The organism is Nostoc sp. (assembly GCF_036917235.1).
Lineage (GTDB): Bacteria > Cyanobacteriota > Cyanobacteriia > Cyanobacteriales > Nostocaceae > Nostoc.
Genome location: NZ_JBALDU010000096.1, coordinates 42,475 through 69,313, shown reverse-complemented (window position 1 = coordinate 69,313; position 26,839 = coordinate 42,475). Strand labels below are relative to the sequence as shown.

Here is a 26,839-nt window from a genome sequence, read left to right as displayed (position 1 = left end):
AATATTTTAGGACTTACAGTACTATACCAATTAACCATAATATGCATTGAGTCAAATTTATATTTACGGTGCTGATTGCAACCCCGATTTTGTTGCATATTTACTGTTCTGGGTGTTAGACATGGCTCCAAAGCCCAAAATTAGTATAGTCAATATGTATGATACGTAAGCCCTATATTTGTTTAATTGGAAGTCGCTTATTTCTCAACAAATTCTTTCACCACTGCCATAGCTTCAGGAGGAATCTGCGTAATTAGACGGAATGGAAATGCGGCAGTTGAAGCAAACTGAGCATAGTCTGGTGTCAGGAAGATAGCATAGTTTTTAGCTTCTGGAGTCATTTGTGCAGCAAAGGCCAAGGTTAGAGCTTTAACGTACTTGCGAACATCTGCTGCTTTTTCACCGACAACTTCACCGCCACTAATCGGTGTATTTGGTTGTCCGATCTGATCCAAAGTCTTACTGGGGTCTTTTACACTGAGATGAGTACCCCCAATTATACCAACTAGCCATTTTGGGGATGGGATTTTTTCAAATCCGACAATTTGTTCAGTTAAAGCTGGGGTGGTTTTATCAGCGGAACCTGCTAACACGATGGTAGGAATTTGTATCTTAGTTAACCCGGTTTCACCAAACATCAGAGAAGTTGTGGGATTGAGAGCGATCGCTTGTTTGATTCTGGGATCTCGTAGTTGATAGCTATTTTCTGGTAGTTCTTGAGCGATGCACTGTATATTTTCTCCCAAACTCAAGCTAGTTAAGTTCTTTTTGCAGCGTTGTTTGAGATGCTCTAGTTGCAACTCGGCCCCAGCAAGTGCTAAAGCTGTAGCACCACCAAAAGAATAGCCAACAACCATCGCGTTTGTGGTTGCAAGTTTCCCTTGCAGGGGATGATTAGCTGTTTGGTTGAGTTTTTCTAATTCGTCGAGGACAAAACTAATATCTTGAGGACGATACAAAAACTCTTGAGGCTTCATGACTCTGGTTTTGCCTTGAAATGCTAGGTTAACATTTGCCTCATTACTACCGGGATGTTCTAAAGCTGCTACGACATAACCGTGGGATGCTAAATGTTCTGCTAGGTAACGCAAGTCCGTGCGGACTGACGCAAAACCGTGAGAAAAGACAATTACGGGTTTGTCGGGAGTTGCAGCAGTTGACCAGTAAATATCAACTGGGATTTGGCGTTGGCGCTTTTGGTCATTCAGACTTAAGTTGAGGATTTTTACTTGGGCGCTTCCTGGTTGGCTAGGATCGAAAGGGAAAGCAATCTGCGGTGTTCTCGGATGTGCTGTTATGGGGTCGAGTTGGGGAGCGATCGCTAACATAAATTGCTGGGTACGCCAAAAAGCTGTATTTAAATTCCCTGCAACAGCGAAAGCCCTTGGCAAATCAATTTCTAAGCGTTTACTGGGATAAGCAGCAATAAAACTCAGTATAGAAAGACCTTGCGGTGCATTAGAACCTAATACCAATCCTGCTCTCAGTGCTTGTACCCCAGCTTTGTCCTTTCGGGCTAAGGCTGTAGCAAAATCATTGAGAATGGTTGTACCAATCTGAGTATTAATTAACTTATCAAGTGTGACGACATTCATGGGTATATTCATGCCCAGCGCCCCTAAGAAGAAGCGGCGTTGTTCTTCAGATAAAGACTGTAAACTCCCAGGCAATTTTCCTGTTTCTACAGCTTTTTGCAACTCAGTAAGAGAGATGGATTCTGTAAATAAACCCAAACGCACAACAACTGTGTCAGCAGCAATGGCCGAAGTATTTACCCCGAACTGTGTAAGTGCGATAGCGCTAAAAAAACCTGCAACTGTTTTAAGACTTCTCCAACTTTTTCCCATAAACTTTTATACCAATTGTTACTTACGGGAATATAACGGATATTTGTGTATTTGACTACCCCAATAATTGTCTAGAAATAAAAGTAAATTTTTTCTTAACTTGATGGCAATGTCTACGATGGTCACGTAGCTCTGTCGTACCACTTGCCTACGGCACGCTCCACGAACGTGGAAGCAAGTTACGCGCAGCGCCTGTCTGCGACACGCTGCGCGAACGTAGAGAAGTACGGGCTACACCTAATGCTCTAATCTCCTCAAAGCATCTTGCCGATGCAAATAGAGCCATATTACAAGCATAACAAAAGTAACGAATTGTAGAATTCATCACAGATAAAAATTTGAGCATAAATCAGTGTTAACAGCCACAAAAGCTCGATTGTTTCTCAGCTAGGTTTAATACTGTAACGGAGCTACTAGAACAGGGGAAGCGATGCCTGCGGCGGTAAACTACGCATCTACAATCTGCAATTTTTTTGAGAGGAAAATTTAACCGACTGCTTAATGTTTTGTCTTTGCTCTTTAAAACGTTTTGCAGAGGTGTTGCAGGTGAATAGTCTGATTGCTGTAGCTGCACGATCGTTACTCATCAAATTTTACCAGCCGCATCAACAATTTTTCTTGGCTTTATGCGTCACAGACTCCCATATATTTTAATTTTTCTGCTCTCTCTGAGTATTATTACACTGTGGTGGCCTGTGAATGATTCTGATTGCAATTTCGAGGATTTTCTAGCATCAAAAACTACAAAATTCCAAGTACATGCTACTAAGGTTAGTGTTGAGCCGTGGCGTGGTCGTCACCATGTATATGGAATCTTTATGATTCCTGATGAATACAAACAAGCTCCATTTTTTGTGTTAACAGTCCAAGGTGCTGGTAGTTACTGTTCAAAACAATTTGGTCATAAACAAAACTTTGATGATATCTTTGCTGAACCAGGAACTTATCTGGTAAAGAAGCCGATTAGAACTCGAAAAACTCTACGGCTTATTCTCCAAGGTTTATATTCTCAGGTCAATGATAAAAATAATTGGACGTTGACTTTCCCGGAACCAAAAGCTAGTCAAGATAATTCATAATTCATCAGTTAGCTTGGTGGTTGAGTTTCCAAAACCTGGTCTTTTTCTAACAAGGCACTAGTCGCATTAACTACAATTTGTGCTGCTCCTGTGAAGAACGATCGCTCGATAGTCGCTGGCACATCGCTAGGTTTATGATAGTGCGGAGTGCGTAAATTTGCGGTATCTGTCACCAGCACAGCACCCACACCCTGATACCAAAACGGTGCATGGTCGCTGCGTAGGGTATCTGGTGTCAGTAAACCTTTAAAAGGAATTGGTAGTGTTAGAACTGCTGGCATTGATTCCTGTTTATTCAGCGCGATTGAGGGGATATTCTGTGAGTTTTGAAAGGCATTCAGTAAAGATAAATGTTCTGTATCACCGACTACTGCCAAAAAATCGCCCTTGTCGCTAGGTGGCGTAACAGGCAATCCAGCAGGGTATTTCTGACAACCAGGAGTGTAACAAGCGTAACCTACCATATCCATAACGATCGCTCCGCCTAAATTTTGCAAGCGTGCTTTCTGACTCACAAAAGCCTGACTACCCAAAAGTCCTGCTTCCTCTTGGTCAAAAAAAGCTAGCTGTAACGTCCGTGGCGTAGGACGAGAACCGAGCAACCGAGCTACTTCCAGCACTACAGCTACACCACTGGCATTATCATCAGCACCAGGGGAGGAGGCAACAGTATCGTAATGCGCTGCTACAAGAATTGCTTTCGCGGCTTTATTCGTTCCTAGACGTTCGGCAAAAATATTCACACCGTCAGAGAACTTTTCTAATTTAGGTTTCCAGCCAGCTTTTTTGAGTTCAGTTGTGATATAGGTGCGAGTTAGCGATCGCTCTTTTGTGGTGTAGCGCTGAAAATTCAACTTTTGGATATGCTTTAGCAGCTTGTCAGTAGACACTTGGGGAGTAATGTCAACTTCCCTTGATGGCTGTAGTTCGGGTGTTTTTACTGGAATCCGCTCAACAATTGTCGGTGAGAGATGTTGTTCAAAAAACGTGCTACCTCTGCTACCCAACACGGCAACCGTCATCAGCACCAACAGCATCAGCCAAATCCATTTTCTCATCTGATTTATCCTTGGCTTCCTGACTTAGGGTAGCGCAAATCCCCAAGCATCACTTTCCAGGATTGCTTCGGTTAAGGTTTTTTGATGAAAATTCTAGCGATCGCAAAGACGCGATAAATCTGGTTATTAGACCTCTTGCAAAAGTCCCTAACACCCCTCCCCGCTTGCCTACCGTGTACACACAAGTCGAATTTCTTCTTAAATCCCAAAGATTACCTACTTAATCGCAGTGATGGTTAGGGTGGGGTAAAACTAAAGCTAAAACCTTAGTAAATCAGTTTTCAGGTGAGGTTTTGAGAATTTATGCAATAAATATATTGAATTCGGGTGGTCATTTATTGAATTCGGGTGGTCGTTTATTGAATTCGGGTGGTCGTTTATTGAATTCGGGTGGTCGTTCATTGAATTCGGGTGGTCGTTCATTGAATTCGGGTGGTCGTTCATTGAATTCGGGTGGTCGTTCATTGAATTCGGGTGGTCGTTCATTGAATTCAAGCAGTGGTTAGGGTGGAGTAAAACCCAGATTCTTGAACAACTTCAGACTTGTGTATACACCGTAGGCTTGCGGGGAGGAGAACGTTTGCGTTAGCAAATGCGGGGTGGGGTTCTTTGTTTTTTATTTATGCAAGAGGTCTATTGTAGAGACGGCGATTCATCCCGTCTCTTGCTTGCGTTAACCTAACATTTGTCTCTTAACAAGAGCATGACCAGATTGCACATCAAACCAGTGAATATCTTCAGGGGGCAATGCTAGTGTAATATCCTCGTTACTCCAATTTTGGTCTGTTGGCAACAAAGCCCGTACCGTAATCGCTCCAGTTTGTGAACCTTCAACCTTGACACTTACCAAATAGTGCATACCCAAATTTTCCACTAAAAACACTCGCCCTTGGATAGTCTGGGTATCACCCGGTTGAGCAATGCGGACATTTTCTGGGCGGATTCCCAGAACAATCTGCGGTGGTACTGTTGGTATATCTGGGAGAAGTATTTGGAAATTACCCAGCAGCGCGTATTTTCCCTTACAAGGTAGAGTCAGCAAATTCATTTGCGGACTACCAACAAATCCAGCCACAAATAGATTAGCTGGATGGTTATAAATGCGGTCAGGGGGGTCAAGTTGCTGGACATAGCCATCGTTAAGCAATGCAACTTTCGTAGAGAGCGTCATCGCTTCGGTTTGGTCGTGGGTGACGTAAACAACTGGCACTTTTTGGGCGGCAAAAATTTGCTTGATATCGGCTCGGACTCTTTCCCGCAGTAGTGCATCCAGGTTACTTAAAGGTTCATCCAACAGGTACACATCGGCATTACGCACCAAAGCACGACCTACCGCAACCCGTTGCCGTTGACCTCCAGACATTTGTCCAGGCTTGCGGTTCATTAACTCTGCTAATCCTAAAACTTCTGCCACTTCTGCCACTCGCTGTTTAATTTCTGTCGGTGGGACTTTTTTCAGCTTGAGTCCAGAAGCGAGGTTTTCGTACACTGTCATGTGGGGATAGAGTGCATAGCTTTGGAATACCATTGCAATATTGCGATCGCTTGCTCGTTTATAGGTGACATCCACCTCCCCAATCTCGATCTGACCGCGAGTCGGTTCTTCAAGACCCGCAATCATCCGTAGGACGGTGGATTTACCACAGCCAGAAGGGCCAAGTAAAGTGAGAAACTCATGGTTATCTACAGTTAAACTAACGTCTTTGACAGGCACGACTTTAGGACTGTAGGTTTTATTCAAGTTTTTAAGTTCGAGTTTAGCCATTTTTCTTTTGTCATTTGTCATTGGTCAGAATATTATTATTCTCCCCTCTGCTTCCCCTGCTCCCCCTGCTCCCCTGCCTCCCCTTATCCCTTGACAGCACCAGCGGTAAGACCTTGGACAATCCGGCGCTGGAAAAACAAAACTAGTAAAATCAGGGGTAATGTTCCGATGACAGTTGCAGCAGCGATCGGGCCATAGGGAATTTCATATATTGTCGCACCACCCAACTGAGCCGCAGCGACGGGAATTGTCTTCAACTCTTCACGCGTCATAAACGTGAGAGCAAAAATAAACTCGTTCCAAGCAAAAATAAAGGTGAGGATTCCAGTAGTCACTAAGGCGGGAAGGGTCATGGGCAGCACGATTTGCCACAGTAATTGAAAGGTGTTGTAGCCATCGACCCTAGCGGAATCTTCCAAGTCTTTTGGTAATTGTTCAAAAAAGCTTTTAAGTACTAAAATTGTTAGCGGCAAATTGATCGCAGTATAGGGTATAATCAGCGCCAGATAATTGTTGCCCAATTTCAGCGCTTGGATAATTTCTAATAGTCCTAAGAACAAGAGAATTCCAGGAAATAAGGTAACAATTAAAATGCTGCCGAGGATAACTTTTTCACCCCAAGGGCGTAACCGTGCGAGGGCATAAGCCGCAGGTGCGCCGATCGCTAAAGCTACAGCGGTAGAAGTAATCGACACAAAGGCGCTGTTGAAGATGTAGCGCCAAAATGGCCGACGAGTAAATAACTCAATGTAGTGATTAAAAGTGAATCGTGTGGGGAAATAGACAGTAGGAACGGCGGCAATATCCTCATTCACTTTAAACGAGGTCAGCAATTGCCATAGAGCTGGCGCCAGGCTAAATAGCACTATTAATATAACTATGACGAACAGCAAGATTTTTTTCAGAGAAAACTTGCTTCCCCCTGTTCGTCTTGGAGTCGTTGGAACTGTTTGGGGAGTTACACTCATAAGTTAAATGGCTCCTGATGTTTTGGCACGATATTTGTTAAGTAAGAAACTAGCGATCGCTACCGCCGCAATTAATATTAAGAATGTCACTACTACCAGGGCTGCTCCATAACCAAAATCTAAGTAGCGCATCACTGTGGAGTAAATGTACAATGACACCACTTCCGTAGCGCCACCAGGACCACCCCCAGTCATCACAGCAATCAAGTCAAAAATTCCGAAAGCTTGAGCAAACCGAAATAGCACTGCAATTAATATCTGCGGCAGCAGTAATGGCAGGGTAATATTGCGGAAACTTTGCCAAGCAGTTGCTCCATCAACTGAGTAAGCTTCATAGAGGTCTTTTGATATCGACTGCAACCCAGCCAGCAACAGGATACTAATAAACGGCGTAGTTTTCCAAACATCAGCAAAAACCACTGCGATCGTCGCCAGCGTTGGATCTCCTAACCAGTTAATCCCAGTCCCAATCAGCCCCAATCGCCGCAGAATATCATTCACAACCCCAAACTGGTCGTTAAAAATCCAAGACCACGCCAGACCAATCAGAGAAGTAGGCAAAGCCCAAGGGATAATTGCAGTTGTACGCACTATACCCCGCCCAAAAAACGCCTGATTGAGAACTAAAGCAATCCCTAGTCCTAGCAGTAGTTCTGAGATTACTGATGCTGTTGTGAATACGGTTGTCACCCACAAACTCTGCCAAAAACGGCCATCCCCCGCCATCCGCGCATAATTTTCTAAACCAGAGAATACAGGTTGTAGCTCTGTTCCCAGATTTTTAGTAAATACGCTTAACCAAAATGCTCGTAAAATCGGGTAGGCAAATACAAACAACAACAGCAGCAATGCTGGTGTTAATAAAATCCAGGCTGTCTGTTGTTCTCGATTTCTGAGTGTATGTAAATTTGTCATCGGTCATTTATCCCCTCTTAACAAAGTTCAGATCGGAGGTTTCCTCCCCTCAGACTTTGCGCTTTGTCATTTGTCACTGGGAACTGGCTATTAATTCTTCTCCCTCTGCTCCCCTTGCTCCCAAGATGAAGTTAAAACCGACATTCCGCAGGTTAGCTCAACATAGTAAATAATATCTCTGACAGGCGATCTAAAAATCGCTACGGCAATTAGCTGGTTTCTGCCACGAATTATGAAGCGTGGTTGTAGGCGCATAAGCCGTTAGTACAATCTCTCCTTTTGCATTTCTCACCCACCCTTGCGCTTCCACAATCGGCGCTGGTGTCGGGTTAGTTGCCTGAGTAGAAACATCTGTACTAACGGGGTTTTCACCCCTTGGGTCGAGAGTTACCCAATCTGCCAGAACTGCATTAGGAGAAAGAAGGTTATAGGGATTGCGGGGTAAACCGCCACGTCCAGTGATTGTAAAACTGCTTTTATTTTGTGCCGTGCCCGGTTGACAGACTTGCGACACTTTAGTATCAACTGGTACGGCTGGTAAGTTAATTAATAATCCTCGATAGGGGTCAATATCAAGCGTGTTGATTTCTACAATGCCGCTTAAATTAGGTCTTATTTGAGAAATTGCCGTAATATCATTTGTCTGAAGTTTAAGCGGGTCTGAATCAGTAGGGCGCAACTTTTTAAGGTCTTCGCTAGTTAGTGACGCAATTCCAAAAATTTTAGTAGCCTTGATTGTGACTGTTCCCCCTTTACCATTGTAGGCATTGGCGGTGATGTCACTGTTTTCATTTGGTTTGGCGACTATGAACCCGTCAAGGGCATTGATGGTGATATTACCGCCATTTCCACCCTGTTGATTAGTGCCTGCGGTAGCAGATATCTGGCTGTTGCCGCTTAGTAGTAATAAGTCTCGTAAGTTCAGCGTAATATTGCCACCATCACCGGAGTTAGCTTGCCCAATGAGCTTGCCTTGATTATCCAATTTGATAGAACGAGCAGTGATTTGCAAATCACCTGCCTTTTTTGTGCCTTGACTGCTCACAGTTATGTCACCTTTTAAGACATTTAATTCTTCAGTCTTAACTATGATGCTTCCCCCATTTCCAGTAGACTCACCAGAAGTGGAAGCTGAAATTCTTGCTCCATTTTGAACGATCAATTGCCCAGTTTCTATCTCTAAGTTTCCGGCATCTCCAGCAGCTGTAGTCCCAACAAATAAGCCACTGGGTTGACCTATTGCCGAAGTTCCAATGAGTTGGATAGAGTCCCTTGCATTGACAGACAACTTTCCTCCCCCTCCTGTAGATTGTGGAAAAGTGGAAGCTGAAACCAGCGCTCCATCTTGAACAATCAACTGCCCAGTTTCAATCTTCAATTCTCCGGCGTTTCCAGCGCCTTGTGTTACAGTAAACAAGCCACTGGGATTGTTTTCTGGCGAAGTTCCAATGAGTTGGATAGAGTCCCTTGCAATGACAGACAAAGTTCCTCCCCCTCCTGTAGATTCTTTATAAGTGGAAGCTGAAACCTGCGCCCCATCTTGAATAATCAACTGCCCAGTTTCAATCTTCAATTCTCCGGCATTTCCAGCACCTTGTGTTACAGTAAACAAGCCACTGGGAAGTTTATCTGGCGAGGTTCCAATGAGTTGGATAGAGTCCCTTGCGTTGACAGACAAAGTTCCTCCCCCTCCTGTAGATTGTAAAGAAGTGGAAGCTGAAACCTTCGAGCCATCTTGAACAATCAACCGCCCAGTTTCAATCCTTAATTCTCCGGCATTTCCAGAGCTTGTTGTCTCAGTCGACAGCCTGCTTCCTCCCAAGAGTTTTACTGACTCCGATGCGTTCACCACTAATGCTCCTCCCGATTTTGAGACTAGGGTATCAACCGCAATATATGAACCATCGGTGAGTGTAACGCGCCTGCCTTGTACCTGGATAGCACCACCGCCTTCACCACTAGCATCTACTGCTGCATGATTCGTAAGAGATACATCTGCTCGCGCTACACTATCAGGAAAACTTAAGCGGAAATTGTTGTTATCAATGTTCAACCCTACCGTTCCTACTCCTGCCAATCCTCCTAATTCGACTCGACCATCTGGAGCGACCAGTCTCGCTCCTTCTAAATTCACATCGCCTCCCAATAGCACTAAACTCTGACTCTCAGGAACGGATAATAGAGTTGCTTCATTGACTTGAATCGACTTAATAGGCTGAGATAGAATTTGATTGAATAGAAATGCAGAAGGATTCACTTTCAGCAAGGGGTTAAGCGGATTGACGAGTGAAGTCATAGAAAATTCTCCACCACCTGGAAACCGGATCGCACTGGCTGTTGTTGCGATAAATGAACCGCCAATAATTAATTGGGAATTTCCTCCAAATATGATGCCGTTGGGATTTATTAAAAAGAGATTAGCTTTACCTTCAGCTTGAAGTATTCCTTGGATGTCAGAGGGGTTTCCTCCTGTAACTCGCACCAAAATATTGTTGATAGTACCGACGTTACGGAAACTGACTACCTCATCAGGTTTAACACTAAAGTTGCTGAAACTATGGAATAAATTTGTATTGCCAACGGTTGTACCCCCTGTAATATCCAAGGTTGTGTCGTCGATTCGCTTTACATAAGTTCCCACAGAGAAATCAGGAGTCACCTGAGCGGATGTGCTGCCTCCTTGTATTCCAATCGCACCCACTAGAATCACCAAGCCCAATAACTCTAAGTCACAACCGTGACCAAACCAGTTTCTTAAACTCACAGAACTTGTCTCCTAACCCTTGAAAGTTACTTCATTGCAAGATAGAACACCACCTTAATAATGCTTGTGCGAACCTTTGTCCCTACCCCTCTCCAGGTAACTCTGCTGGAAGGTTAGGTTTTTGATTACTAATCCGCTATTGTGACAGTAGTGACTGGATAAATTTTAGGACTTACGCACTTTACCAAAGAATCATCCTGTATATCAACCTAAATATGGTCGTTTCAGCCTTTTGCAAATCACCATTTATTGCTTGCATTAACTAGCAAGAACCTCCGCTCCAACTTTTCGCTGTAGTTCTTGCTGATGCCTGCGGCAACGCCAAAGGCAACTGAACTTTTCAAGACAAGCATTGCAAAAAGGTAATTGAAAAATCTAATTAAAACCTTTGAAAACCATACCTGCTATTTTGGCTTTTCTGTCACTGCATAAGTCCTAAACTAATGAGCATTTAAGTTGCATAAAAGCAGGGATAGAGCCGCTTACTACAAGGGAATCATTCTGAAAAAATGAATGACGATGAGCTTAAATCGTTAGCAAAGTGAAGGTTAGGAGGTAGCCAAGCTAACTGCTGACTAAGATAATATAGAGCACCAGTGTTTTCGTTATAACTTAAATAATTAGGAAATCTTATACCCCGACCAACTATTGCACTAGGTTCATCAGGTTCATCTTTAGGTTTAGTTATAAAAGCAGTAAGTCTCATACTCTCACTCGAAACTCTTGTTGCTCCTAAAGCATCAGTTGTATGCTTAGGAAATTTAGTAATGGTGAAAATAGGAGAGATAGAAGGGATAGAAGGGGGAATAATTTCAAGAAAATCGTCATAAACTGAGAAGTCTGTAATTGTATCAATACCGCCACCTGAGTAATTCAGGACAAAGGTATCTCTACCAGTACCACCAGTGAGAATGTCATTACCTCCTCCTCCAACTAAGTAGTCGTTATCCGACCCACCTATTAGAGTGTCATTGCCTTCATAGCCATTTATTTGATTGTTTCCTTGAGTCGCAGTTAAATAGTCGTTTCCAGGGGTGCCTTGAATAATTTCCACGTTCGTTACTCCCGGATAAATGAGTGTATCTACTGTTGATCTTAATTAGCAATTGGCATTACAGATGAAATTGGCTAAGAACCTACATTCCGCAGGTTAGTTAAGAAAGAAGATAATATTTTCGACAAGGAGCACCGAAAAACTGGAGAATCCATTGCCTTTCATGGGTTAAAAGTCAAAAGTTAAAGGGCAAGCATAGAACTGATGAAGTCTTAATTCTTTTCTTTTTACTTTTAGCTTTTGACTTACTTTCCCCTGCTCCCTGCCCCCAGCAATCGGCGCGTTTCCGCAGCAGCAGCTTGCATTGCTCGTTCCGAACTCATTCGACCGGATAATGCGGCGCTGAGATAACGCTGTAAAATATCTGATGTCTGAGCATATTGTGCGATCGGCGGACGTAAAACTGCATTGTCTACGACCTCCAATAACTGCGGATAGTGGGGGTATTTAGCAACAATCCCTGGGTCTGTAAACAGTTCCCGCCGACTGGGCACATAACCTGCACTGAAAATGAATCGGCGCTGTGCTTCCCGACTGGTAAAATACTGAATTGCTTTCCAAGCTTCTTCAGGATGTTGAGAAGATTTCGCAATCCCTAAACCCCAGCCTCCTAGACAAGCCGCTCCCGTCTTACCAGGAGCATGAACCATCGGTTTAATCGCTATTTTGCCTCGGATTGGCGAATTTTCTGCTTGGGCTAAAGGCCACGCGTATGGCCAACTGCGTAAAAACGCTACTTGACCACTTTGGAACAAGCGCCGGGTGTCTTCTTCTTGATAGGTTGTGACTCCAGGAGGAGAAACGCCTTCCCTGATAGTACTACGCAGAAACTCAATGGCTCGTAATGTTTCTGGTCGATCTAGTCCAACTTCGAGGGTGTCGGGTTTAACCCAGAAGCCACCAAAGCCATCAAGGATTTCCGCAAACATCGCCACAAGTCCTTCATATTGGCGACCCTGCCAAACATAGCCCCACTTCACCTGGTTTTTTTTCTGCAAGACTTGGGAAATTCGGATCAAATCATCAAACGTTTCAGGCGGTTTCAATCCCGCTTGTTTGATTAAATCTTCTCGATAATAGAGCATTCCCACATCGGAACGCACTGGAATGCGGTACAGCTGGTTTTGATAACGTCCGCCTTCTACATCCTGGGGTGAAAATGCTGCCAACTCTTTTTTAGAAATGCGATCGCCTAAAGGTAGCAACCATCCCGCAGCAGCAAACTTGGATGTCCAGATGACATCCATATTGATCAGGTCATAAGGGGATTCACCCAAGATAAAAGATGAGGTGTACAGGTCTTCGAGCAAATTTGTGGCATTCGGCCCTTCAACTAAGTTAATGCGAATACCTGGGTTCTCAGCCTCGAAGTCTCTAATTAAACCCTGCCTCCACGGTTCGGCATCAGGGGCAGTCATTAACAGATTGAGGGTAACTGGTTGCTGCGAAAGTGCTACCCAACTGAACAATATAATGCTCAAGAGGGTTGCCAAGAAAACCTCTATATGTAAATAACTTTGTTTTTGGATAAATTTTTGCAACTTGTTTATTGGCTTTCGGTACAACATTATCAATGTAGCGATCGCTAGTGGTAATCCTTAGGAAAGAAAAACATAAAACCTCTCAAAAAAGATTATTTCGTATTATTTTTTTACGGTTTATTATAAGTAAAATTAATTTATCGAACAGAATTTTTCTTCAATAGAGAAAACATCAAGTTTGACGCTTTGTCTTTTGACAGCGATCGCAACTTCACTTACAGTTTCGCACTAGAGGAGTTTTGAGTACTAAGTAAGAAGAAAAGAAAAAATTTCTTATTACTTCTTCAAAATCTTTATTCGGACACTCAGGACTCATAACTCAGAACTCGGAACTTTGTTTATGGTAGATTTGTTGCTGATCGCAGTCCTGGGGTTCCTGGGGAGTTTTGGACACTGCTTTGGGATGTGTGGCCCTCTAACAGTGGCATTTTCTCTGTCTCATCAGCCGAAAATTCCACAAACAGCCTCTTTGGGACGGACATCAACCTTAGAAAAGCCCGACACTTGGCAACAGCAATTAAAATTTCATATCCTGCTAAACCTGGGGCGGATGTTGAGCTATGCTCTAGTCGGTGCTGGCATTGGGGCGCTAGGTTCGGTATTGCTGCAAGGTGGACAGCTAGCGGGTATTGGCAGCGACTTCCGGCGCTGGATGGCAATTCTAACTGGTGTGATGTTGATTTGGTTTGGCTTAGGACAAGTAAAACCCGATTTACTACCGCGCATTCCCGTATTACATCCGTTATTGCAAGGTAGTTTACACGATCGCCTCAGCAGCGGAATGGTTAAACTTTCCTTAAAAACCAAATGGTGGACGCCAATGCTTTTGGGGATGACTTGGGGTTTAATGCCCTGTGGTTTCCTGTATGCTGCCCAAATTAAAGCCGCTGAAACTGGCAATTTATGGATGAGTACAGCTACTATGCTGGCTTTTGGCTTGGGAACTTTACCCACGATGCTAGGTGTAGGCGTTTCCACATCTTTAGTAAGTAAAGACAGGCGCAGTCAGTTATTTCAATTAGGCGGTTGGGTGACACTCACCATTGGCGTCATCACCTTGCTGCGGACTGGTGACACAATGGTAGATTACACCGGACACGCCGCCTTAATCTGCTTAATTTTGGCGTTAATTGCGCGTCCGATTAGTGGCTTGTGGGCTTCACCACTGCGTTATCGTCGCGGCTTGGGTGTGGGATCTTTTGTGCTTTCTGTGGTTCACACCGTCCACATGATAGAACACTCATTGCAATGGAATTTTGCCGCCTTTTCGTTTCTGCCACCAGAATTTCAGTGGGGGATGGCTGCGGGTGCTGTAGCATTGGTATTAATGTCCCCCGCCGCTTTTACAAGTTGGGAATCGTTGCAAAAATCTTTGGGCAAGCGTTGGCGACAGATTCATCTATTGGGTGTGCCAGCCTTGCTCTTGAGTGCCATTCATACTGTGTTGATTGGTTCCCATTACCTGGGTTCCTTGCAATCAACTTGGGGAAATAAATTAGCGGCAGTACTGATGGTAATTGTTACTCTCAGTGTTTTGCTAGTGCGATCGCGCTTTTTCTGGTCAAAGTTAGCCGTAGAAAAGTTTTATGTTCCCCCAACCAAATCGCGGTAAATCATCATTTTCTGGCTCCATTCCAACGAGTCAAAAACAGAGACGTTATCCCCTCAAAGGCATTTTCTGGAAAAATCAAGGAACGATAAAGTATTTATTATTCCTGAGTTGCTTAGTTATATCAATAACTAATCTTTACCCTGCTTTTGCTCATAAGGTAGAAGTAGCCTCAGATGTTGGCGGCACTCTCCACATTGAACCAAACGATAATCCCCGTGCTGGAGAAGCAAGCCAAGCCTGGTTTGCACTTACCCGCAGAGGTGGAAAGGTAATTCCTCTGTCACAGTGTAATTGTCAGTTGGCTGTTTATGCCGAACCTTATGCAGCCGGAGAGCCACCGCTGTTAGAACCACAGTTACAACCTGTGGCAGCCGAACGTTATCAAGGCATTCCAGGTGCAGAAGTTGTCTTTCCCAAACCAGGTCTTTATGAATTACAACTAAATGGAAAACCTGTCTCTGGGGCAAGATTCAAACCCTTTGAATTCAAATTTGAAGTGACTGTTGCAGGAGGCGGGTCTACACAAAATACACAAAACCTACGAAATGTCAATGGTGATTTAGTAGAAGGTCAATCTCAACAATTACCAACTTGGGCGATCGCACTGCCAATTCTCGGATTTATCGGCATCTTAGTTGTCGTCATGCAAAGTATGAGGAGGGGTGGGGAGTAGTTAGGAGTTAGGAGTGAGGAGTTATGAGTTATGAATTCAAGACTTAACTATTTTAGATTTTGAATTTTGGATTTTGGATTGAAGAAAAAATCTAAAATCTAAAATCTAAAATCTAAAATTTACTAACTCCCAACTCCCAACTTTTACTTATGTCGCTTCTGATGCCACTGCCACGCGTCAGCGACGATATCTTTGATGGATGGATACTGAGGTTGCCAGCCTAAGATTGTTCTGGCTTTCTCGCTGGTGCCAATGAGAACTGGGGGATCGCCAGGACGGCGATCGCGTTCTTCTACTGGTATGCTAATTCCTGTCACCTCTTCGACTGCGGTAATGACTTCTCTGACGGAGAAACCGCTGCCATTGCTCAAATTAAAAACTTCGCTATCGCCACCTTTTAATAAATATTCCAAGCCCAAAATATGGGCATCTGCTAAGTCGTTAACGTGAATATAATCGCGAATACACGTACCATCGGGCGTGGGGTAATCAGTGCCGAAAATTGAAATGGATTCTCGTTTGCCTAAAGCTGTCATTAGCACTAAGGGAATCAAATGGGTTTCTGGGTTGTGATCCTCGCCCAGTAAGCCATCGGGATTAGCACCAGCAGCATTGAAGTAGCGAAAACGTACTGATTGGAAACCGTAAGCGACATCAAAATCAGAGAGAATCCTTTCTACCATCAGCTTTGTAGCGCCATAGGGATTAATCGGATTTTGGGGATGGGTTTCTGGAATGGGCACGAATTCTGGCACACCATAGGTGGCACAGGTAGAAGAAAAGACAAATTTCTTTACAGATGCTGTCAGCATCGCTTCTAACAGGGTCAAAGTACCAAGGACGTTATTGCGGTAATATTTGGCCGGATCGCTTACCGATTCTCCTACGTAGGCATAAGCAGAAAAATGCATCACCGCAGCAATATCGTGGGTTTTAAATACATGATCCAGCAAGGCGCGATCGCTTGTGTCCCCAATTATTAGTTCTACCTGTAAAACCTTTTCTACTAGATCGCGATGTCCATAGACCAGATTATCAAGTATGACAACGCCATAACCCGCTTTCTTCAAAGCAAGCACTGTATGGGAACCAATATATCCAGCTCCCCCTGTTACCAGAATAGTAGGCTTTCCAGGCGACATAGTTTTTCCTTTTGAGTCGATTACTTAATTAATTTAGTTTACCGGTACCAGATTACTCTTCTGGAAAATTATAAATAATAGACGCAGTGTCAAAAAATTGCACTAAAATCACTACGACGGTAGTCATTGGGTGTGAGGTTTGAGAAATTTTAAGTCAAACAGTACGATTACAATTTGACAATAAAATAAATCCATTTCCCGAAACCTCTAGGTTGAGCCTTACGGGTGACGCTTCTAACGTCGCTATCAGTAAGAAGTCGCCAGTTGTTTCATGCATGGTTTCCCGGCATGGCAGTCTTTTCTGGGGGCAACCCCAATCGAAACGGACTGCCTCTCCTGACGGAGACGCTACGCGAACACCACCACACTGGCTCACTGCACCAGAAAATTTGAGAGTTAGTCTATGTTTCTATTGTTAAGCCGGGTACTGCTGTGGCTGCTGATTGGCACTATCGTTTATTCTCTGTTCCAGCGATTTTATCCCTCTGGAACTTTTGTCGGGCGATTAATCTTAGTCGTTATCTTGATAATCGTAGCCCTATCATTTCTTAACCCCAACGAACCTGCTGTGGCGTCGTTGTGGAGGGTGCTATCTTTTCCACTCAAGCCACTAGGAGCCTCTGTTTTACTGATGATTCTTGCCGCTCAGAAAATCAAAGGAGGTGGAATAGACAAACCAGGAGGATACTTAATCGGTTGGGCACTGACGATTTTGCTGTTGGCAAGTACACCAGCAGTCGCCTATTTCCTTTACAGAGCGCCACTAGCAATGACGGGTGAAACATCTGTCGCAACTGCTACACCAACATCTGGGACACTGGTGGCATTAGGGCAACCCACCACAGCGAACATCTCAGATGTAAGGGGGGATAGCATTCTTTCTTATAATTTGAGAGTGCCTCCGTACCTGTTACAAGGAAATCCTCAAGATATTCGCACACGCGGTTTACGACTTGAAGACTTTGTACCGGATGCACAAACGTTGCAATTGACAACAAGAACTTGGGAAAGTTATCTCCTTGAAGTTTACAGGTTCATGCGTGTTCAGCGGTAATCAGGCAAGAGAACTTCACTGAGTTCGTAGTGAGCGCTTGAGCGCTTAATTTAAGGGCTAAAGTCCTGACTACGAACTTATTTCTTCATTAAAGTTGCTGTGGTGGACTACTAGTACCAAACGGCCATAACTATCCAGTTAAAAAAGGTAAAAAAAGCTGAATTTATCACAAGCGATATTCCCTCTGCATAGCTGCCTTCTGGGACTAGCAGTTAATCTAGATGATAAAGTTGCACAATTGCTTTAATGGCAAAATCTCGACGAATCGCTAAACTCAGTGCTTATCTACGACCCCATTGGCGGGAAGCCTCCTTGGGTATTCTCGCTTTGTTGTCTGTCAATGCATTGGGTGTTTATATCCCTTGGTTGATTCGTGCTGGTGTTGACAAACTCTCGACAACCTTCAGCTGGAACCAAATACTACATTACGTAGTAGTGATTGTCTTGCTCAGTTCGGCGATGTGGCTAATGCGGATGGCATCACGCATTTGGCTATTTGGGGTGGGGCGTCAGGTGGAATTTGACCTGAAACAACGGATTTTTGAACACTTATTGAAGCTGGAACCTGGTTATTTTGCTAGTAATACTGCTGGCGATTTGATTAGCCGGGCTACTAGTGATGTGGACAATATCAAGCGGTTATTAGGTTTTGCGGTCTTGAGTTTGGCAAATACGGTGTTTGCCTACGCCCTGACACTGCCAGTAATGCTAGCGATTAGTGTGGATCTTACCCTAGCCGCCCTAGCAGTGTATCCTTTTATGCTCTTGTTGGTGAGTTTATTTAGCGATCGCTTACGCAAACAACAAGCAGCAGTCCAAGAGCAACTCTCTGACATCAGCGAACTCATCCAGGAAGATATTAGTGGCATTGCCTTAATTAAAATCTATGCTCAAGAAGCAAACGAGCGTCGAGCTTTTGCCAAGAAAAATCAGCAGCTATTGACTGCTAACCTAGAATTGGCAAAAATCCGCAATACACTGTTTCCGCTAATTGGTGGACTAGCTAATATCAGTTCGCTGGTAATCATCTGGCTAGGGTCAGCACGGATGTCTGCTGGGACGCTTCAGGTTGGCGATTTTTTAGCATTGTTAATTTATGTAGAGCGTCTAGTTTTCCCCACTGCCCTTTTAGGATTTACAATTACTGCCTACCAACGCGGTGAAGTTAGTATCGATAGGCTTGAAGCTATTCTCTCTGTCACACCAAAAATTAAAGATGCAGCCGATGCCATACATCTGCCTGTGGCTGAACTCAAAGGCGAACTGACAGCGAAAAATCTCACCTACAATTACCCTGGTTCCACTACTCCAGCTTTAGCAAATGTTAACTTTACCATTGCTCCTGGAGAAACTGTAGCGATTGTTGGGGCAATTGGTTCGGGAAAATCTACTTTGGCCAATGCTTTACCGCGTTTGTTGGATATTGAATCAGGACAATTGTTTTTAGATGGGCTGGATATTACTAAGATCGCTTTGACAGATTTACGAGGTGCGATCGCCTACGTTCCTCAAGATAGCTTTCTATTTAGCACTACAATCAAAAATAATATTCGCTACGGCGATCCAGTTAGCGAACAACAGCAGGTAGAATCTGTCGCGAAACTTGCCCAAATTGAATCAGAAATTCAGAATTTTCCCCAGCAATATGAAACTATTGTTGGCGAACGCGGTATTAATCTTTCTGGCGGTCAACGGCAACGTACTACTTTAGCTCGAGCAATGTTGGTCAATGCTCCAGTGTTAATTTTGGATGACGCTCTCTCTAGCGTGGATAATCAAACAGCTACGCAAATCCTCAAAAATCTCTCCAGTGGTACTGAACGAAAAACAGTAATTTTTATCACGCACCAATTATCAGCAGCAGCGGCAGCTGACCGAATTTTTGTCATGGAAAAGGGAAAAATTGTTCAGGTCGGAAATCATTTAGAACTTTTACCACAACAGGGTTTATACAGAACTTTGTGGAGCCAGCATCAAGTTGAAGAATTACTGCGGTGAAAGAGGCAGGGGGCAGGGGGCAGGAGGAAAGAATTATGATTGAGTTAGGGACTGGGGATTGGGAAGATTGGAATCGGGATTCAGACCCCAACCAATTCAAAAATTTCTTCCCCAGTACCCAATATCCAGTCCCAGAGCGACCATTACTCACCTTCAAGCTTTGCTAATTGGGGAATCCTGGGCGCGACCCGTTGAAGAAAAATTCAGAAATTCCGACTTTACTGAAGGATTGTAAATAGGTCTAGCAAAATAATTGCATTTGTCATAACTTTATAGTTATAGAACTATTGATTCGATCGCCTCATTACTCATGGTTAACACCCTACCCAAGCCAGAAATCAAAACCCCCAGCAAAGAAACTGTACTCACCCCCCGGTTTTACACTACAGATTTTGAAACCGCAGCCAAACTGGATTTGTCTGCCCAGGAAACGGAGTTGCAGGCGATGTTGACAGAAATGCGGACAGACTACAACCGCCACCATTTTGTTCGCGATGAAGCGTTTGAGCAGTCTTGGGAACACATTGACGGTGAAGCAAGGCAGGCGTTTATAGAGTATTTGGAACGTTCTTGCATTTCTGAGTTTTCCGGCTTCTTGCTATTCAAGGAATTATCCCGTAAGCTAAAAAATCGCAGTCCAGTGCTAGCGGAAATATTTCAAATGATGGCACGTGATGAAGCCCGCCATGCTGGATTTCTCAACAAAGCCATGGCCGATTTTAAACTCTCTCTTGATTTAGGCACTGTTACCAAAACCCGCACTTATACATTTTTCCCGATTGAATGGGTACTTTACACCGTCTACCTCTCAGAAAAAATCGGCTACTGGCGTTACATTATTATTTTCAGGCATCTAGAAAAGCACCCGGAAAACCAGTTTTACCCGATATTCCGCTACTTTGAGAGCTGGTGTCAGGACGAAAACCGCCACGGAGATATATTCAAGGCATTATTGCGTTCTCAACCGCAACTTTGGAACACCTGGAAATCTAGGCTGTGGAGTCGCTTTTTCTTGCTATCAGTATTTGCGACTCACACCCTGACAGTTCATGAACGTTCTGGGTTCTACAAATCATTGGGACTTGATGCCACAGAATTTGATATCCAAGTTGTCCGCAACACCAATGAAACCGCAGGACGGGCTTTTCCTGTGATGTTGAATACCGAACATCCCAAGTTTTTCCCACGTCTGCAACGCTGTGCAGGTTACAACTTGAAAATTGCAGAGATTGAAGGCGGTTATAACCCGAAATTGGTAAAGCTAATTCGCAAATTACCTTTGATTGCAGCAATTGTTTGGAATCTGCTGTTAATTTATCTGATCAAACCAATTGATACTGAAGCCCTGCGGGGAACGGTTCGTTAGATATTTATTAGACATCTCCTGGTGAAATTAATTATGTGTTCTGAATAATACATAATTAATTTCACCAGATGTCAATTCTACGCTCATACGACGCCACCACGAAACACGGACTCACTCAAGGTACAGGAGTAACTCCGGTACAGTGCGGCCCAGAAAAAGTTTCTCAAAGTGGAGATGAATCGGCTGCAAAGGTAGAGGTTCAAACTCAAAAATAGAGGCGAAAACACCATAACGCAGACCTGCTAATAATCTTCGTGTTTGCACTGTTTGGACTGACATGGAGAAATTCGCCGAACGATACGGAAGCCACTTGGTTTGACTACAGTGCAAGAAGTATCAATGGCGAATTTATTCACAAGGTGCTTGATTCTTCTGGCTGTCTGTGATAGTTTTCTTTTTACAAACCCTAAAATACTTTAAGTTTATCAAGATACCGTTGTTTTTTTATTTTCGTTAACCTAGTTGCAAGGATTTGAAGTTAAGAATAAATAGCTAATCTATCGAGATTATTTATTGCAGGTATAACATTGCGAACCAACGAACTAGAAATTAATCTCTAAGCCAGGGCAACCTTATGAGCAAAATACGTGCTGTGATTGTCGATCCCAATGTGCCGGGGCGTTTAGCACTGAGTGAAGTGACTGCACCAAAGCCCGCCCCAGATGAAGCTCTAGTGCGGGTAGCGGCAATTTCCCTGAATCGGGGAGAGATAAAACGTTCAACCACTGCTGAAGCTGGTTGGCAGCCTGGTTGGGACTTAGCAGGTGTAGTGGAAATCCCCGCCGCCGATGGTTCGGGGCCTCCCCAAGGGGCGCGTGTAGTTGGCTTGCGTCGTGCCGGTGCTTGGGCAGAACTCGTGTCTGTTCCTACTGACGCCTTAGCAGTAGTGCCGCCATCGGTATCTTTTGCTCAAGCTGCCACACTGCCTGTAGCGGGTTTAACTGCATACCATGCGGTGTTAAAAGGTGGTTCGCTTTTGGGTCGGACAGTTCTGGTTACAGGCGCATCAGGGGGCGTTGGTTACTTCGCTATCCAATTGGCGCAACTGTCAGGAGCGCAAGTTGTGGCACATATTCGTCAAGCTGGCTATGAAACTCTAGTTAGAGAAGCAGGGGCGCAATCGGTAGTGATTGGCGAAGACCTCTCACCCGCCAGCGAGTATGGCCCCTACGATCTAATTGTAGAGTCAGTAGGTGGCAAGACTTTGGGGGTAGCTCTTGGCTTACTGGCGCAGGATGGAAAAACTGTGCTGTATGGAGTATCTGGGGGATCTGAAGTGACATTCAACGCGGCTCAATTTTTTGGGACTGGTAGCGTCAGCCTGTATGGTTTACGTCTGTTTGATGAATTGAGATTTGAATCAGCATCAGTCGGTTTAAAACGGCTTTTGAGTCTAGTAGAAGCAGGTGAGTTACATCCTCACATTGATTTAGAAGCTTCTTGGACAGAAATAGCTGACGTGGCCCAACAACTACTGGATAGGCGTTTTCCTGGCAAAGCTGTGTTGCACATTTCCAATTGAGCGATCGCAGATGCTATGAGGGATAGTACTGAATTCTGGTTCAAACTAGATCGGCTTGTAACCGCTAGTAATGTCAAGATAGATCGCCCAAAAGGGACATCACATCCACGTTATCCATCCTTTGTTTATCCGTTGGACTATGGATATTTGGAAAACACTCGCTCTGGAGATGGAGCCGATATTGATGTCTGGATAGGTAGTTTGTCTAGCAAAAAAGTTACCGCCATCATTTGTAGTGTTGACTTGGAAAAACGGGATACAGAAATCAAAATACTTCTGGGCTGTACTTCTGAGGAAAATCAAGCCATTTTCAATATCCACAATACAGGCTCTCAATCAGCAATTTTATTGGTCCGCAATTAAATTACTTACATTTTTGAGGGTAAGTTTGTATGAGTTTAGAACTAAAACTATCAGGTAAAACAGCGATCGTTACTGGAGGAAGTGCGGGAATTGGATTAGCTACCGCCAAAGCACTTTATAGTGAGGGTGTGAATGTGGCGATCGCAGCCCGCAATCAAGAAAGACTAGAAAATGCAGTAGCTGCCATCCAGTCCCTACCTACCCCAGGCGCTAAAGTTATTGCCATCAGCGCTGATTTAACGAAAGCAGAAGATATTGAGAAAGTTGTCTCAACTACATTAGCCCAGTTTAATCAGATTGATATCTTGATTAACAATGCCGGATCAGCCCGTGCTGGGTCTTTCCTAGAATCCACTGATGATTTATTTTTGGATGCTTGGAACTTAAAATTATTGGGCTATATTCGCTTAGTTAGAGCCGTCGTTCCCCATCAAAAAAGTCGCGGTGATGGGCGGATTGTCAATATAGTCGGCGGTGCAGGACGTACACCTCGCCCTAACTTCCTAGCTGGTGGTACAAGCAATGCAGCTTTGCTGAACTTCACAAAGGGCATTTCTAAAGAGCTAGCCGAGTATAAGATTCGCATTAACGCTATCTCCCCTGGTGCTACAGCTACCGAGCGTGCTGAGACTTTAGCGCGGCAAAATGCCCAAGCGCAAGGCATCACCGTTGAGCAAGTGAAGGCACAAAACATCCAAAGTATTCCTTTAAAAAGAATCGCCCAGCCAGAAGAAATTGCCGCGCTGGCGCTATTTTTGGTGTCCGATCTTGCTGCATCAATTACAGGAACAGAGATTATTGTTGATGGCGGATCTACCCCTGGTGTTTAACAGACGCGACGAATCAGACGCGATTCATCGCGTCTCTACATTTTGTAAAAACATAAACTTCTTGGAGATAAAAACATGGGTTCTCAATACTTTGATATCAAACCAGTTGCAGGACGTATCGGTGCTGAAATCATTGGTGTTAATCTGAGTTCTAACCTCAGCGATGACATTATCAGTGATATTCGCAAGACTCTAGTCAAATACAAAGTGATCTTTTTCCGTGGTCAGCAAAAGCTTGATGCTGATGGACAAGTAGCGTTCGCTCGTCGTTTTGGTGAAGTCACTACAGCCCACCCAACCGTACCATCGCTGCCAGAAAACCCAGAAGTCTTAGACCTGAATTATGGGCGCACCACTTCCCGCGCCAATAGCTGGCATACCGATGTGACATTTGTAGACCGTCCTCCTCTTGGTTCTATCTTACGAGCGCTTGACATTCCCCCAACTGGTGGCGATACAATCTGGGCAAACTCAGTCACTGCGTACCAAGATTTACCTATCTATTTGCGTAATCTTGCAGACCAACTTTGGGCCGTACATAGCAACAAATACGACTATGCCACTGCATTTGATCTACCTGAAGATGCCAAGGCTTACCGGGCTGTCTTCACCTCGACTGTATACGAGACTCTGCACCCAGTTGTACGCATCCATCCCGAATCTGGGGAGCGTGGGCTATTCATCGGCGGATTTGTGCGCCAGTTCCGTGGCTTATCAACAACTGAATCAGATGACATTCTGCGGCTGCTGCAAGCATACATCACACGTCCTGAAAACACAGTCCGGTGGCGTTGGCAAGTTGGTGACGTAGCCTTTTGGGATAATCGGGCTACTCAACATTATGCGATCGCAGATTACGGCGACCAGCCCCGCCACGTTCAACGAGTCACAATTGTCGGTGATCTCCCAGTGGGCATCGATGGTAAACAAAGTGAGGCTATTAAAGGAGATGCTTCTGAGTACAACCGACGTGAGGCGGTGACTGCGTAATAGGGACTCGCGTAAAAATAAAATACCAGCTAGACAATCTCTGTGAAGTAGAAGTTTCATTGGTAGTAAAGCAAGTTCCATACTTGGGCAGACGAGCGATGCATGGGTGATACACGCGCTACTGTTTTGGAAACAATAGCGGATACTTTAATCGAGCGTGCTGAGGCTCTGCCTTCTCGTGTTCTGCAAGTAGCGGTGACAGGCATTACTGCCAGTGGTAAATTTTAGAGTTGCTAGGTAACGTAAGGTTAATTTTTACAAGCCGATGCAATGCCATTGTTAGCTGATGCAATGACATTGTTAGCCGATGCAATGACATTGTTAGCCGATGCAATGCCATTGTTAGCTGATGCAATGACATTGTTAGCCGATGCAATGCCATTGTTAGCCGATGCAATGCCATTGTTAGCTGATGCAATGACATTGTTAGCCGATGCAATGCCATTGTTAGCCGATGCAATGCCATTGTTAGCCGATGCAATGCCATTGTTAGCTGATGCAATGCCATTGTTAGCTGATGCAATGCCATTGTTAGCCGATGCAATAACATTGCTGTCTGGGTGCGGGAGTTAAGGCTTCCCCACAGTAAACAGTCTCCTGGGGCAATTAAGTTTGAGCGTGAGTGAGCATTAAGAATTTTGGACTACTTCGAGAAGATATCAGATAAACTCGACCAAACTCCAAAACTTGCTCATATAACCCTCGCCTCTGCACTTGGATTAGAAGATCCGTCTTCCCGATCTGCAATGGCGGCAAAAATATCCAAAACTTGCTAATTGGTACGATGAATTCTCTAAACATCCTCCATCCAAGCAACAAAACCAGAGTCTTAATAACTAACATTTTCTTGTTCCAAACAAGAGAACGAAAAAAGCATAAATACGCTCTCGCAAATACAAACATGAGTACAAAAAAACAACTTAAACTCGGAGCATTTTTACCCGGTAGCGGTCATCATGTTGCAGCATGGCGGCATCCCAACACCCCGGCTGATGGAGGTCTGAACTTCCAACATTATAAGCAGCTGGCACAAACGGCTGAACGGGGTAAATTTGATATGCTTTTCCTCGCAGATGGTTTAGCTGTCTGGGATAGAGGACAAGGGGCTGAGGCTTTTAGCCGTTCGGGACAATTCAGTGTCCACTTTGAACCTTTAACTTTATTGTCGGCTCTGTCTGCGGTGACAGAAAATATCGGGTTGGTGGCGACATCATCAACGACTTATGATGAACCTTATCATCTCGCCCGCAAGTTTGCATCACTAGATTATCTCAGTGGTGGTCGTGCCGGATGGAATCTTGTAACCTCTGCTGCTGAAGCCGCAGCGCAGAATTTCAGCCAAGAAAACCACCTTGAACACTCGCTACGCTATGAACGGGCGAGGGAATTTGTGGATGTTGTCACCAAACTTTGGGACAGTTGGGAAGATGATGCTTTTCTCCACAATAAGGAGTCAGGTATTTACTTCGATGCAGAAAAGCTGCATGTTCCGCACCACAAGGGCAAATATTTCTCGGTACGCGGCCCGCTCAATGTGGCGCGTCCACCGCAGGGATATCCAGTAATCGTACAAGCTGGATCTTCCGAGGCTGGACAGGATTTAGCTGCCCAAACGGCAGAGGCGATTTTCACTGCACAACAGACATTGGCAGAAGCTCAAGCCTTCTACACCAGCGTCAAGGGGAGATTAGCTAAATACGGACGTTCCCCTGACCATCTCAAAATTATGCCAGGAGTATTCCCGGTAATTGGTAAAACTGAGCAGGAAGCTAAGGATAAATATGAGCAACTTCAGGAGTTGATCCATCCACTGGTAGGATTAGGGCTGCTTTCTGGGCTAGTGGGTGGCCATGATTTGTCCAAATATCCCCTAGATGGGCCCCTGCCGGATCTGCCAGATACCAACGGTGGCAAAAGCCGCTTGCAGCTCATCACCGATCTTGCCCGCAGAGAGAATTTAACAATCCGGCAACTGTATTTGTGGATTGCAGGAGCGCGGGGACATCGAACGATTCTCGGAACACCAGAACATATTGCCGATCAGTTAGAAGATTGGTTTGTTAATGGTGGGGCTGATGGATTTAACATTATGCCGCCCTGGCTACCGGGGGGTTTAGAGGAATTCGTAGACTTGGTAATTCCCGAACTGCAACGCCGAGGAATATTTCGTACTGAGTATGAAGGTAGTACTTTGCGCGAAAATCTTGGTTTGCCCCGTCCGGTGAACCAGTTCACCACAAAAACTGCTCCTGAACCTGTGAGCGCCGGTTCCTTGGCATAGTAATAATTGATAGATAA

At 44.5% G+C, this 26,839-nt stretch carries 25 protein-coding genes; 16 read left to right on the top strand and 9 right to left on the bottom strand.

The annotated features are described in order from the left end of the window. Positions 1-197: 197 nt before the first annotated feature. Positions 198-1,847 (bottom strand): alpha/beta hydrolase, encoded by a 1,650-nt coding sequence (locus V7K44_RS27305; RefSeq protein ID WP_334936269.1) that lies wholly within the window; start codon positions 1,845-1,847, stop codon positions 198-200. 626 nt (positions 1,848-2,473) lie between these two features. Between V7K44_RS27305 and V7K44_RS27300 the strand changes: the two genes are divergently transcribed. After that, complete coding sequence (locus tag V7K44_RS27300) at positions 2,474-2,926, top strand: hypothetical protein (protein WP_334936267.1); 453 nt, start codon at positions 2,474-2,476, stop codon at positions 2,924-2,926. An 8-nt stretch (positions 2,927-2,934) separates the two neighbouring features. Here the strand turns inward: V7K44_RS27300 and V7K44_RS27295 are convergent, their stop codons facing one another. The 7 genes from V7K44_RS27295 to V7K44_RS27265 form a co-directional block, all read right to left on the bottom strand. Continuing rightward, complete coding sequence (locus V7K44_RS27295) at positions 2,935-3,984, bottom strand: M28 family peptidase (RefSeq protein ID WP_334936265.1); 1,050 nt, start codon at positions 3,982-3,984, stop codon at positions 2,935-2,937. A gap of 673 nt (positions 3,985-4,657) precedes the next feature. Further along, positions 4,658-5,749 carry an ABC transporter ATP-binding protein gene (locus tag V7K44_RS27290; RefSeq protein WP_334936263.1) on the bottom strand — a complete coding sequence of 364 codons (1,092 nt, stop codon included), beginning with the start codon at positions 5,747-5,749 and terminating at the stop codon, positions 4,658-4,660. Between the two features lie 83 nt (positions 5,750-5,832). Further along, positions 5,833-6,717 carry a carbohydrate ABC transporter permease gene (locus tag V7K44_RS27285; RefSeq protein ID WP_334936261.1) on the bottom strand — a complete coding sequence of 295 codons (885 nt, stop codon included), beginning with the start codon at positions 6,715-6,717 and terminating at the stop codon, positions 5,833-5,835. A 3-nt stretch (positions 6,718-6,720) separates the two neighbouring features. Beyond that, positions 6,721-7,632 carry a carbohydrate ABC transporter permease gene (locus V7K44_RS27280; protein ID WP_334936259.1) on the bottom strand — a complete coding sequence of 304 codons (912 nt, stop codon included), beginning with the start codon at positions 7,630-7,632 and terminating at the stop codon, positions 6,721-6,723. A 190-nt stretch (positions 7,633-7,822) separates the two neighbouring features. Next, a complete protein-coding gene (locus tag V7K44_RS27275; RefSeq protein ID WP_334936257.1) occupies positions 7,823-10,396 on the bottom strand; it encodes a two-partner secretion domain-containing protein in 2,574 nt (857 codons plus the stop codon). 496 nt (positions 10,397-10,892) lie between these two features. Then, positions 10,893-11,450 (bottom strand): hypothetical protein, encoded by a 558-nt coding sequence (locus V7K44_RS27270; protein ID WP_334936256.1) that lies wholly within the window; start codon positions 11,448-11,450, stop codon positions 10,893-10,895. A gap of 245 nt (positions 11,451-11,695) precedes the next feature. Further along, positions 11,696-13,018: an ABC transporter substrate-binding protein gene (locus tag V7K44_RS27265; RefSeq protein WP_334936254.1), complete on the bottom strand. Its 1,323-nt coding sequence runs from the start codon at positions 13,016-13,018 to the stop codon at positions 11,696-11,698. A gap of 313 nt (positions 13,019-13,331) precedes the next feature. Here V7K44_RS27265 and V7K44_RS27260 point away from each other — a divergent pair, with 313 nt between their 5' ends. Both V7K44_RS27260 and V7K44_RS27255 read left to right on the top strand, forming a co-directional pair. Further along, positions 13,332-14,603 carry an urease accessory protein UreH domain-containing protein gene (locus V7K44_RS27260; RefSeq protein WP_334936252.1) on the top strand — a complete coding sequence of 424 codons (1,272 nt, stop codon included), beginning with the start codon at positions 13,332-13,334 and terminating at the stop codon, positions 14,601-14,603. After that, a complete protein-coding gene (locus V7K44_RS27255; protein WP_334936251.1) occupies positions 14,578-15,276 on the top strand; it encodes a hypothetical protein in 699 nt (232 codons plus the stop codon). The genes V7K44_RS27260 and V7K44_RS27255 overlap by 26 nt, the downstream gene beginning before the upstream one ends. A 143-nt stretch (positions 15,277-15,419) precedes the next feature. On the opposite strand, the gene galE is transcribed toward V7K44_RS27255, so the two are convergent. Continuing rightward, on the bottom strand, positions 15,420-16,418 hold the full coding sequence (galE, locus tag V7K44_RS27250) for a UDP-glucose 4-epimerase GalE (protein WP_334936249.1): 999 nt from the start codon (positions 16,416-16,418) through the stop codon (positions 15,420-15,422). Between the two features lie 225 nt (positions 16,419-16,643). Between galE and V7K44_RS27245 the strand changes: the two genes are divergently transcribed. The 13 genes from V7K44_RS27245 (at position 16,644) to V7K44_RS27185 (ending at position 26,822) form a co-directional block, all read left to right on the top strand. Next, positions 16,644-16,811, top strand: coding sequence for a hypothetical protein (locus V7K44_RS27245; protein WP_334936247.1), 168 nt, complete (start codon positions 16,644-16,646; stop codon positions 16,809-16,811). Positions 16,812-16,821: 10 nt separating this feature from the next. Next, the gene (locus tag V7K44_RS27240) at positions 16,822-17,472 is read left to right on the top strand and encodes a hypothetical protein (RefSeq protein WP_334936245.1); all 651 of its coding nucleotides are present in this window, start codon (positions 16,822-16,824) and stop codon (positions 17,470-17,472) included. A 246-nt stretch (positions 17,473-17,718) separates the two neighbouring features. Next, complete coding sequence (locus V7K44_RS27235; protein WP_334936242.1) at positions 17,719-19,470, top strand: ABC transporter ATP-binding protein; 1,752 nt, start codon at positions 17,719-17,721, stop codon at positions 19,468-19,470. Between the two features lie 35 nt (positions 19,471-19,505). Next, positions 19,506-19,637 (top strand): hypothetical protein, encoded by a 132-nt coding sequence (locus V7K44_RS27230; protein WP_334936240.1) that lies wholly within the window; start codon positions 19,506-19,508, stop codon positions 19,635-19,637. 143 nt (positions 19,638-19,780) lie between these two features. After that, the gene (acsF, locus tag V7K44_RS27225) at positions 19,781-20,836 is read left to right on the top strand and encodes a magnesium-protoporphyrin IX monomethyl ester (oxidative) cyclase (RefSeq protein WP_334936238.1); all 1,056 of its coding nucleotides are present in this window, start codon (positions 19,781-19,783) and stop codon (positions 20,834-20,836) included. A gap of 68 nt (positions 20,837-20,904) precedes the next feature. Beyond that, positions 20,905-21,051, top strand: a complete 147-nt coding sequence (locus V7K44_RS27220; RefSeq protein ID WP_334936236.1) for a hypothetical protein — start codon at positions 20,905-20,907, stop codon at positions 21,049-21,051. A 359-nt stretch (positions 21,052-21,410) separates the two neighbouring features. Beyond that, complete coding sequence (locus tag V7K44_RS27215) at positions 21,411-22,358, top strand: zinc-binding dehydrogenase (protein WP_334936234.1); 948 nt, start codon at positions 21,411-21,413, stop codon at positions 22,356-22,358. A gap of 15 nt (positions 22,359-22,373) precedes the next feature. Beyond that, a complete protein-coding gene (locus tag V7K44_RS27210) occupies positions 22,374-22,721 on the top strand; it encodes a hypothetical protein (RefSeq protein ID WP_334936232.1) in 348 nt (115 codons plus the stop codon). A 29-nt stretch (positions 22,722-22,750) separates the two neighbouring features. Further along, positions 22,751-23,551 (top strand): SDR family oxidoreductase, encoded by an 801-nt coding sequence (locus V7K44_RS27205; RefSeq protein WP_334936230.1) that lies wholly within the window; start codon positions 22,751-22,753, stop codon positions 23,549-23,551. Between the two features lie 75 nt (positions 23,552-23,626). Next, entirely contained in the window at positions 23,627-24,541 is a 915-nt protein-coding gene (locus V7K44_RS27200; protein WP_334936228.1) for a TauD/TfdA dioxygenase family protein, read from the top strand. Between the two features lie 102 nt (positions 24,542-24,643). After that, positions 24,644-24,769, top strand: coding sequence for a hypothetical protein (locus tag V7K44_RS27195; RefSeq protein ID WP_334936226.1), 126 nt, complete (start codon positions 24,644-24,646; stop codon positions 24,767-24,769). A 42-nt stretch (positions 24,770-24,811) separates the two neighbouring features. Beyond that, entirely contained in the window at positions 24,812-25,114 is a 303-nt protein-coding gene (locus V7K44_RS27190) for a hypothetical protein (protein ID WP_334936224.1), read from the top strand. A 328-nt stretch (positions 25,115-25,442) separates the two neighbouring features. Further along, a complete protein-coding gene (locus V7K44_RS27185; protein WP_334936222.1) occupies positions 25,443-26,822 on the top strand; it encodes an LLM class flavin-dependent oxidoreductase in 1,380 nt (459 codons plus the stop codon). The last annotated feature ends 17 nt before the right edge of the window (positions 26,823-26,839 follow it).

Coding starts and splice junctions, on each gene's coding strand:
- V7K44_RS27305 (WP_334936269.1), bottom strand. CDS start 1,847: ATGGGAAAAAGTTGGAGAAGTCTTAAAACAGTTGCAGGTTTTTTTAGC.
- V7K44_RS27300 (WP_334936267.1), top strand. CDS start 2,474: ATGCGTCACAGACTCCCATATATTTTAATTTTTCTGCTCTCTCTGAGT.
- V7K44_RS27295 (WP_334936265.1), bottom strand. CDS start 3,984: ATGAGAAAATGGATTTGGCTGATGCTGTTGGTGCTGATGACGGTTGCC.
- V7K44_RS27290 (WP_334936263.1), bottom strand. CDS start 5,749: ATGGCTAAACTCGAACTTAAAAACTTGAATAAAACCTACAGTCCTAAA.
- V7K44_RS27285 (WP_334936261.1), bottom strand. CDS start 6,717: ATGAGTGTAACTCCCCAAACAGTTCCAACGACTCCAAGACGAACAGGG.
- V7K44_RS27280 (WP_334936259.1), bottom strand. CDS start 7,632: ATGACAAATTTACATACACTCAGAAATCGAGAACAACAGACAGCCTGG.
- V7K44_RS27265 (WP_334936254.1), bottom strand. CDS start 13,018: ATGTTGTACCGAAAGCCAATAAACAAGTTGCAAAAATTTATCCAAAAA.
- V7K44_RS27260 (WP_334936252.1), top strand. CDS start 13,332: ATGGTAGATTTGTTGCTGATCGCAGTCCTGGGGTTCCTGGGGAGTTTT.
- V7K44_RS27255 (WP_334936251.1), top strand. CDS start 14,578: ATGTTCCCCCAACCAAATCGCGGTAAATCATCATTTTCTGGCTCCATT.
- galE (WP_334936249.1), bottom strand. CDS start 16,418: ATGTCGCCTGGAAAGCCTACTATTCTGGTAACAGGGGGAGCTGGATAT.
- V7K44_RS27240 (WP_334936245.1), top strand. CDS start 16,822: ATGTTTCTATTGTTAAGCCGGGTACTGCTGTGGCTGCTGATTGGCACT.
- V7K44_RS27235 (WP_334936242.1), top strand. CDS start 17,719: ATGGCAAAATCTCGACGAATCGCTAAACTCAGTGCTTATCTACGACCC.
- V7K44_RS27230 (WP_334936240.1), top strand. CDS start 19,506: ATGATTGAGTTAGGGACTGGGGATTGGGAAGATTGGAATCGGGATTCA.
- acsF (WP_334936238.1), top strand. CDS start 19,781: ATGGTTAACACCCTACCCAAGCCAGAAATCAAAACCCCCAGCAAAGAA.
- V7K44_RS27220 (WP_334936236.1), top strand. CDS start 20,905: ATGTCAATTCTACGCTCATACGACGCCACCACGAAACACGGACTCACT.
- V7K44_RS27215 (WP_334936234.1), top strand. CDS start 21,411: ATGAGCAAAATACGTGCTGTGATTGTCGATCCCAATGTGCCGGGGCGT.
- V7K44_RS27210 (WP_334936232.1), top strand. CDS start 22,374: ATGAGGGATAGTACTGAATTCTGGTTCAAACTAGATCGGCTTGTAACC.
- V7K44_RS27205 (WP_334936230.1), top strand. CDS start 22,751: ATGAGTTTAGAACTAAAACTATCAGGTAAAACAGCGATCGTTACTGGA.
- V7K44_RS27200 (WP_334936228.1), top strand. CDS start 23,627: ATGGGTTCTCAATACTTTGATATCAAACCAGTTGCAGGACGTATCGGT.
- V7K44_RS27195 (WP_334936226.1), top strand. CDS start 24,644: ATGGGTGATACACGCGCTACTGTTTTGGAAACAATAGCGGATACTTTA.
- V7K44_RS27190 (WP_334936224.1), top strand. CDS start 24,812: ATGCCATTGTTAGCTGATGCAATGACATTGTTAGCCGATGCAATGACA.
- V7K44_RS27185 (WP_334936222.1), top strand. CDS start 25,443: ATGAGTACAAAAAAACAACTTAAACTCGGAGCATTTTTACCCGGTAGC.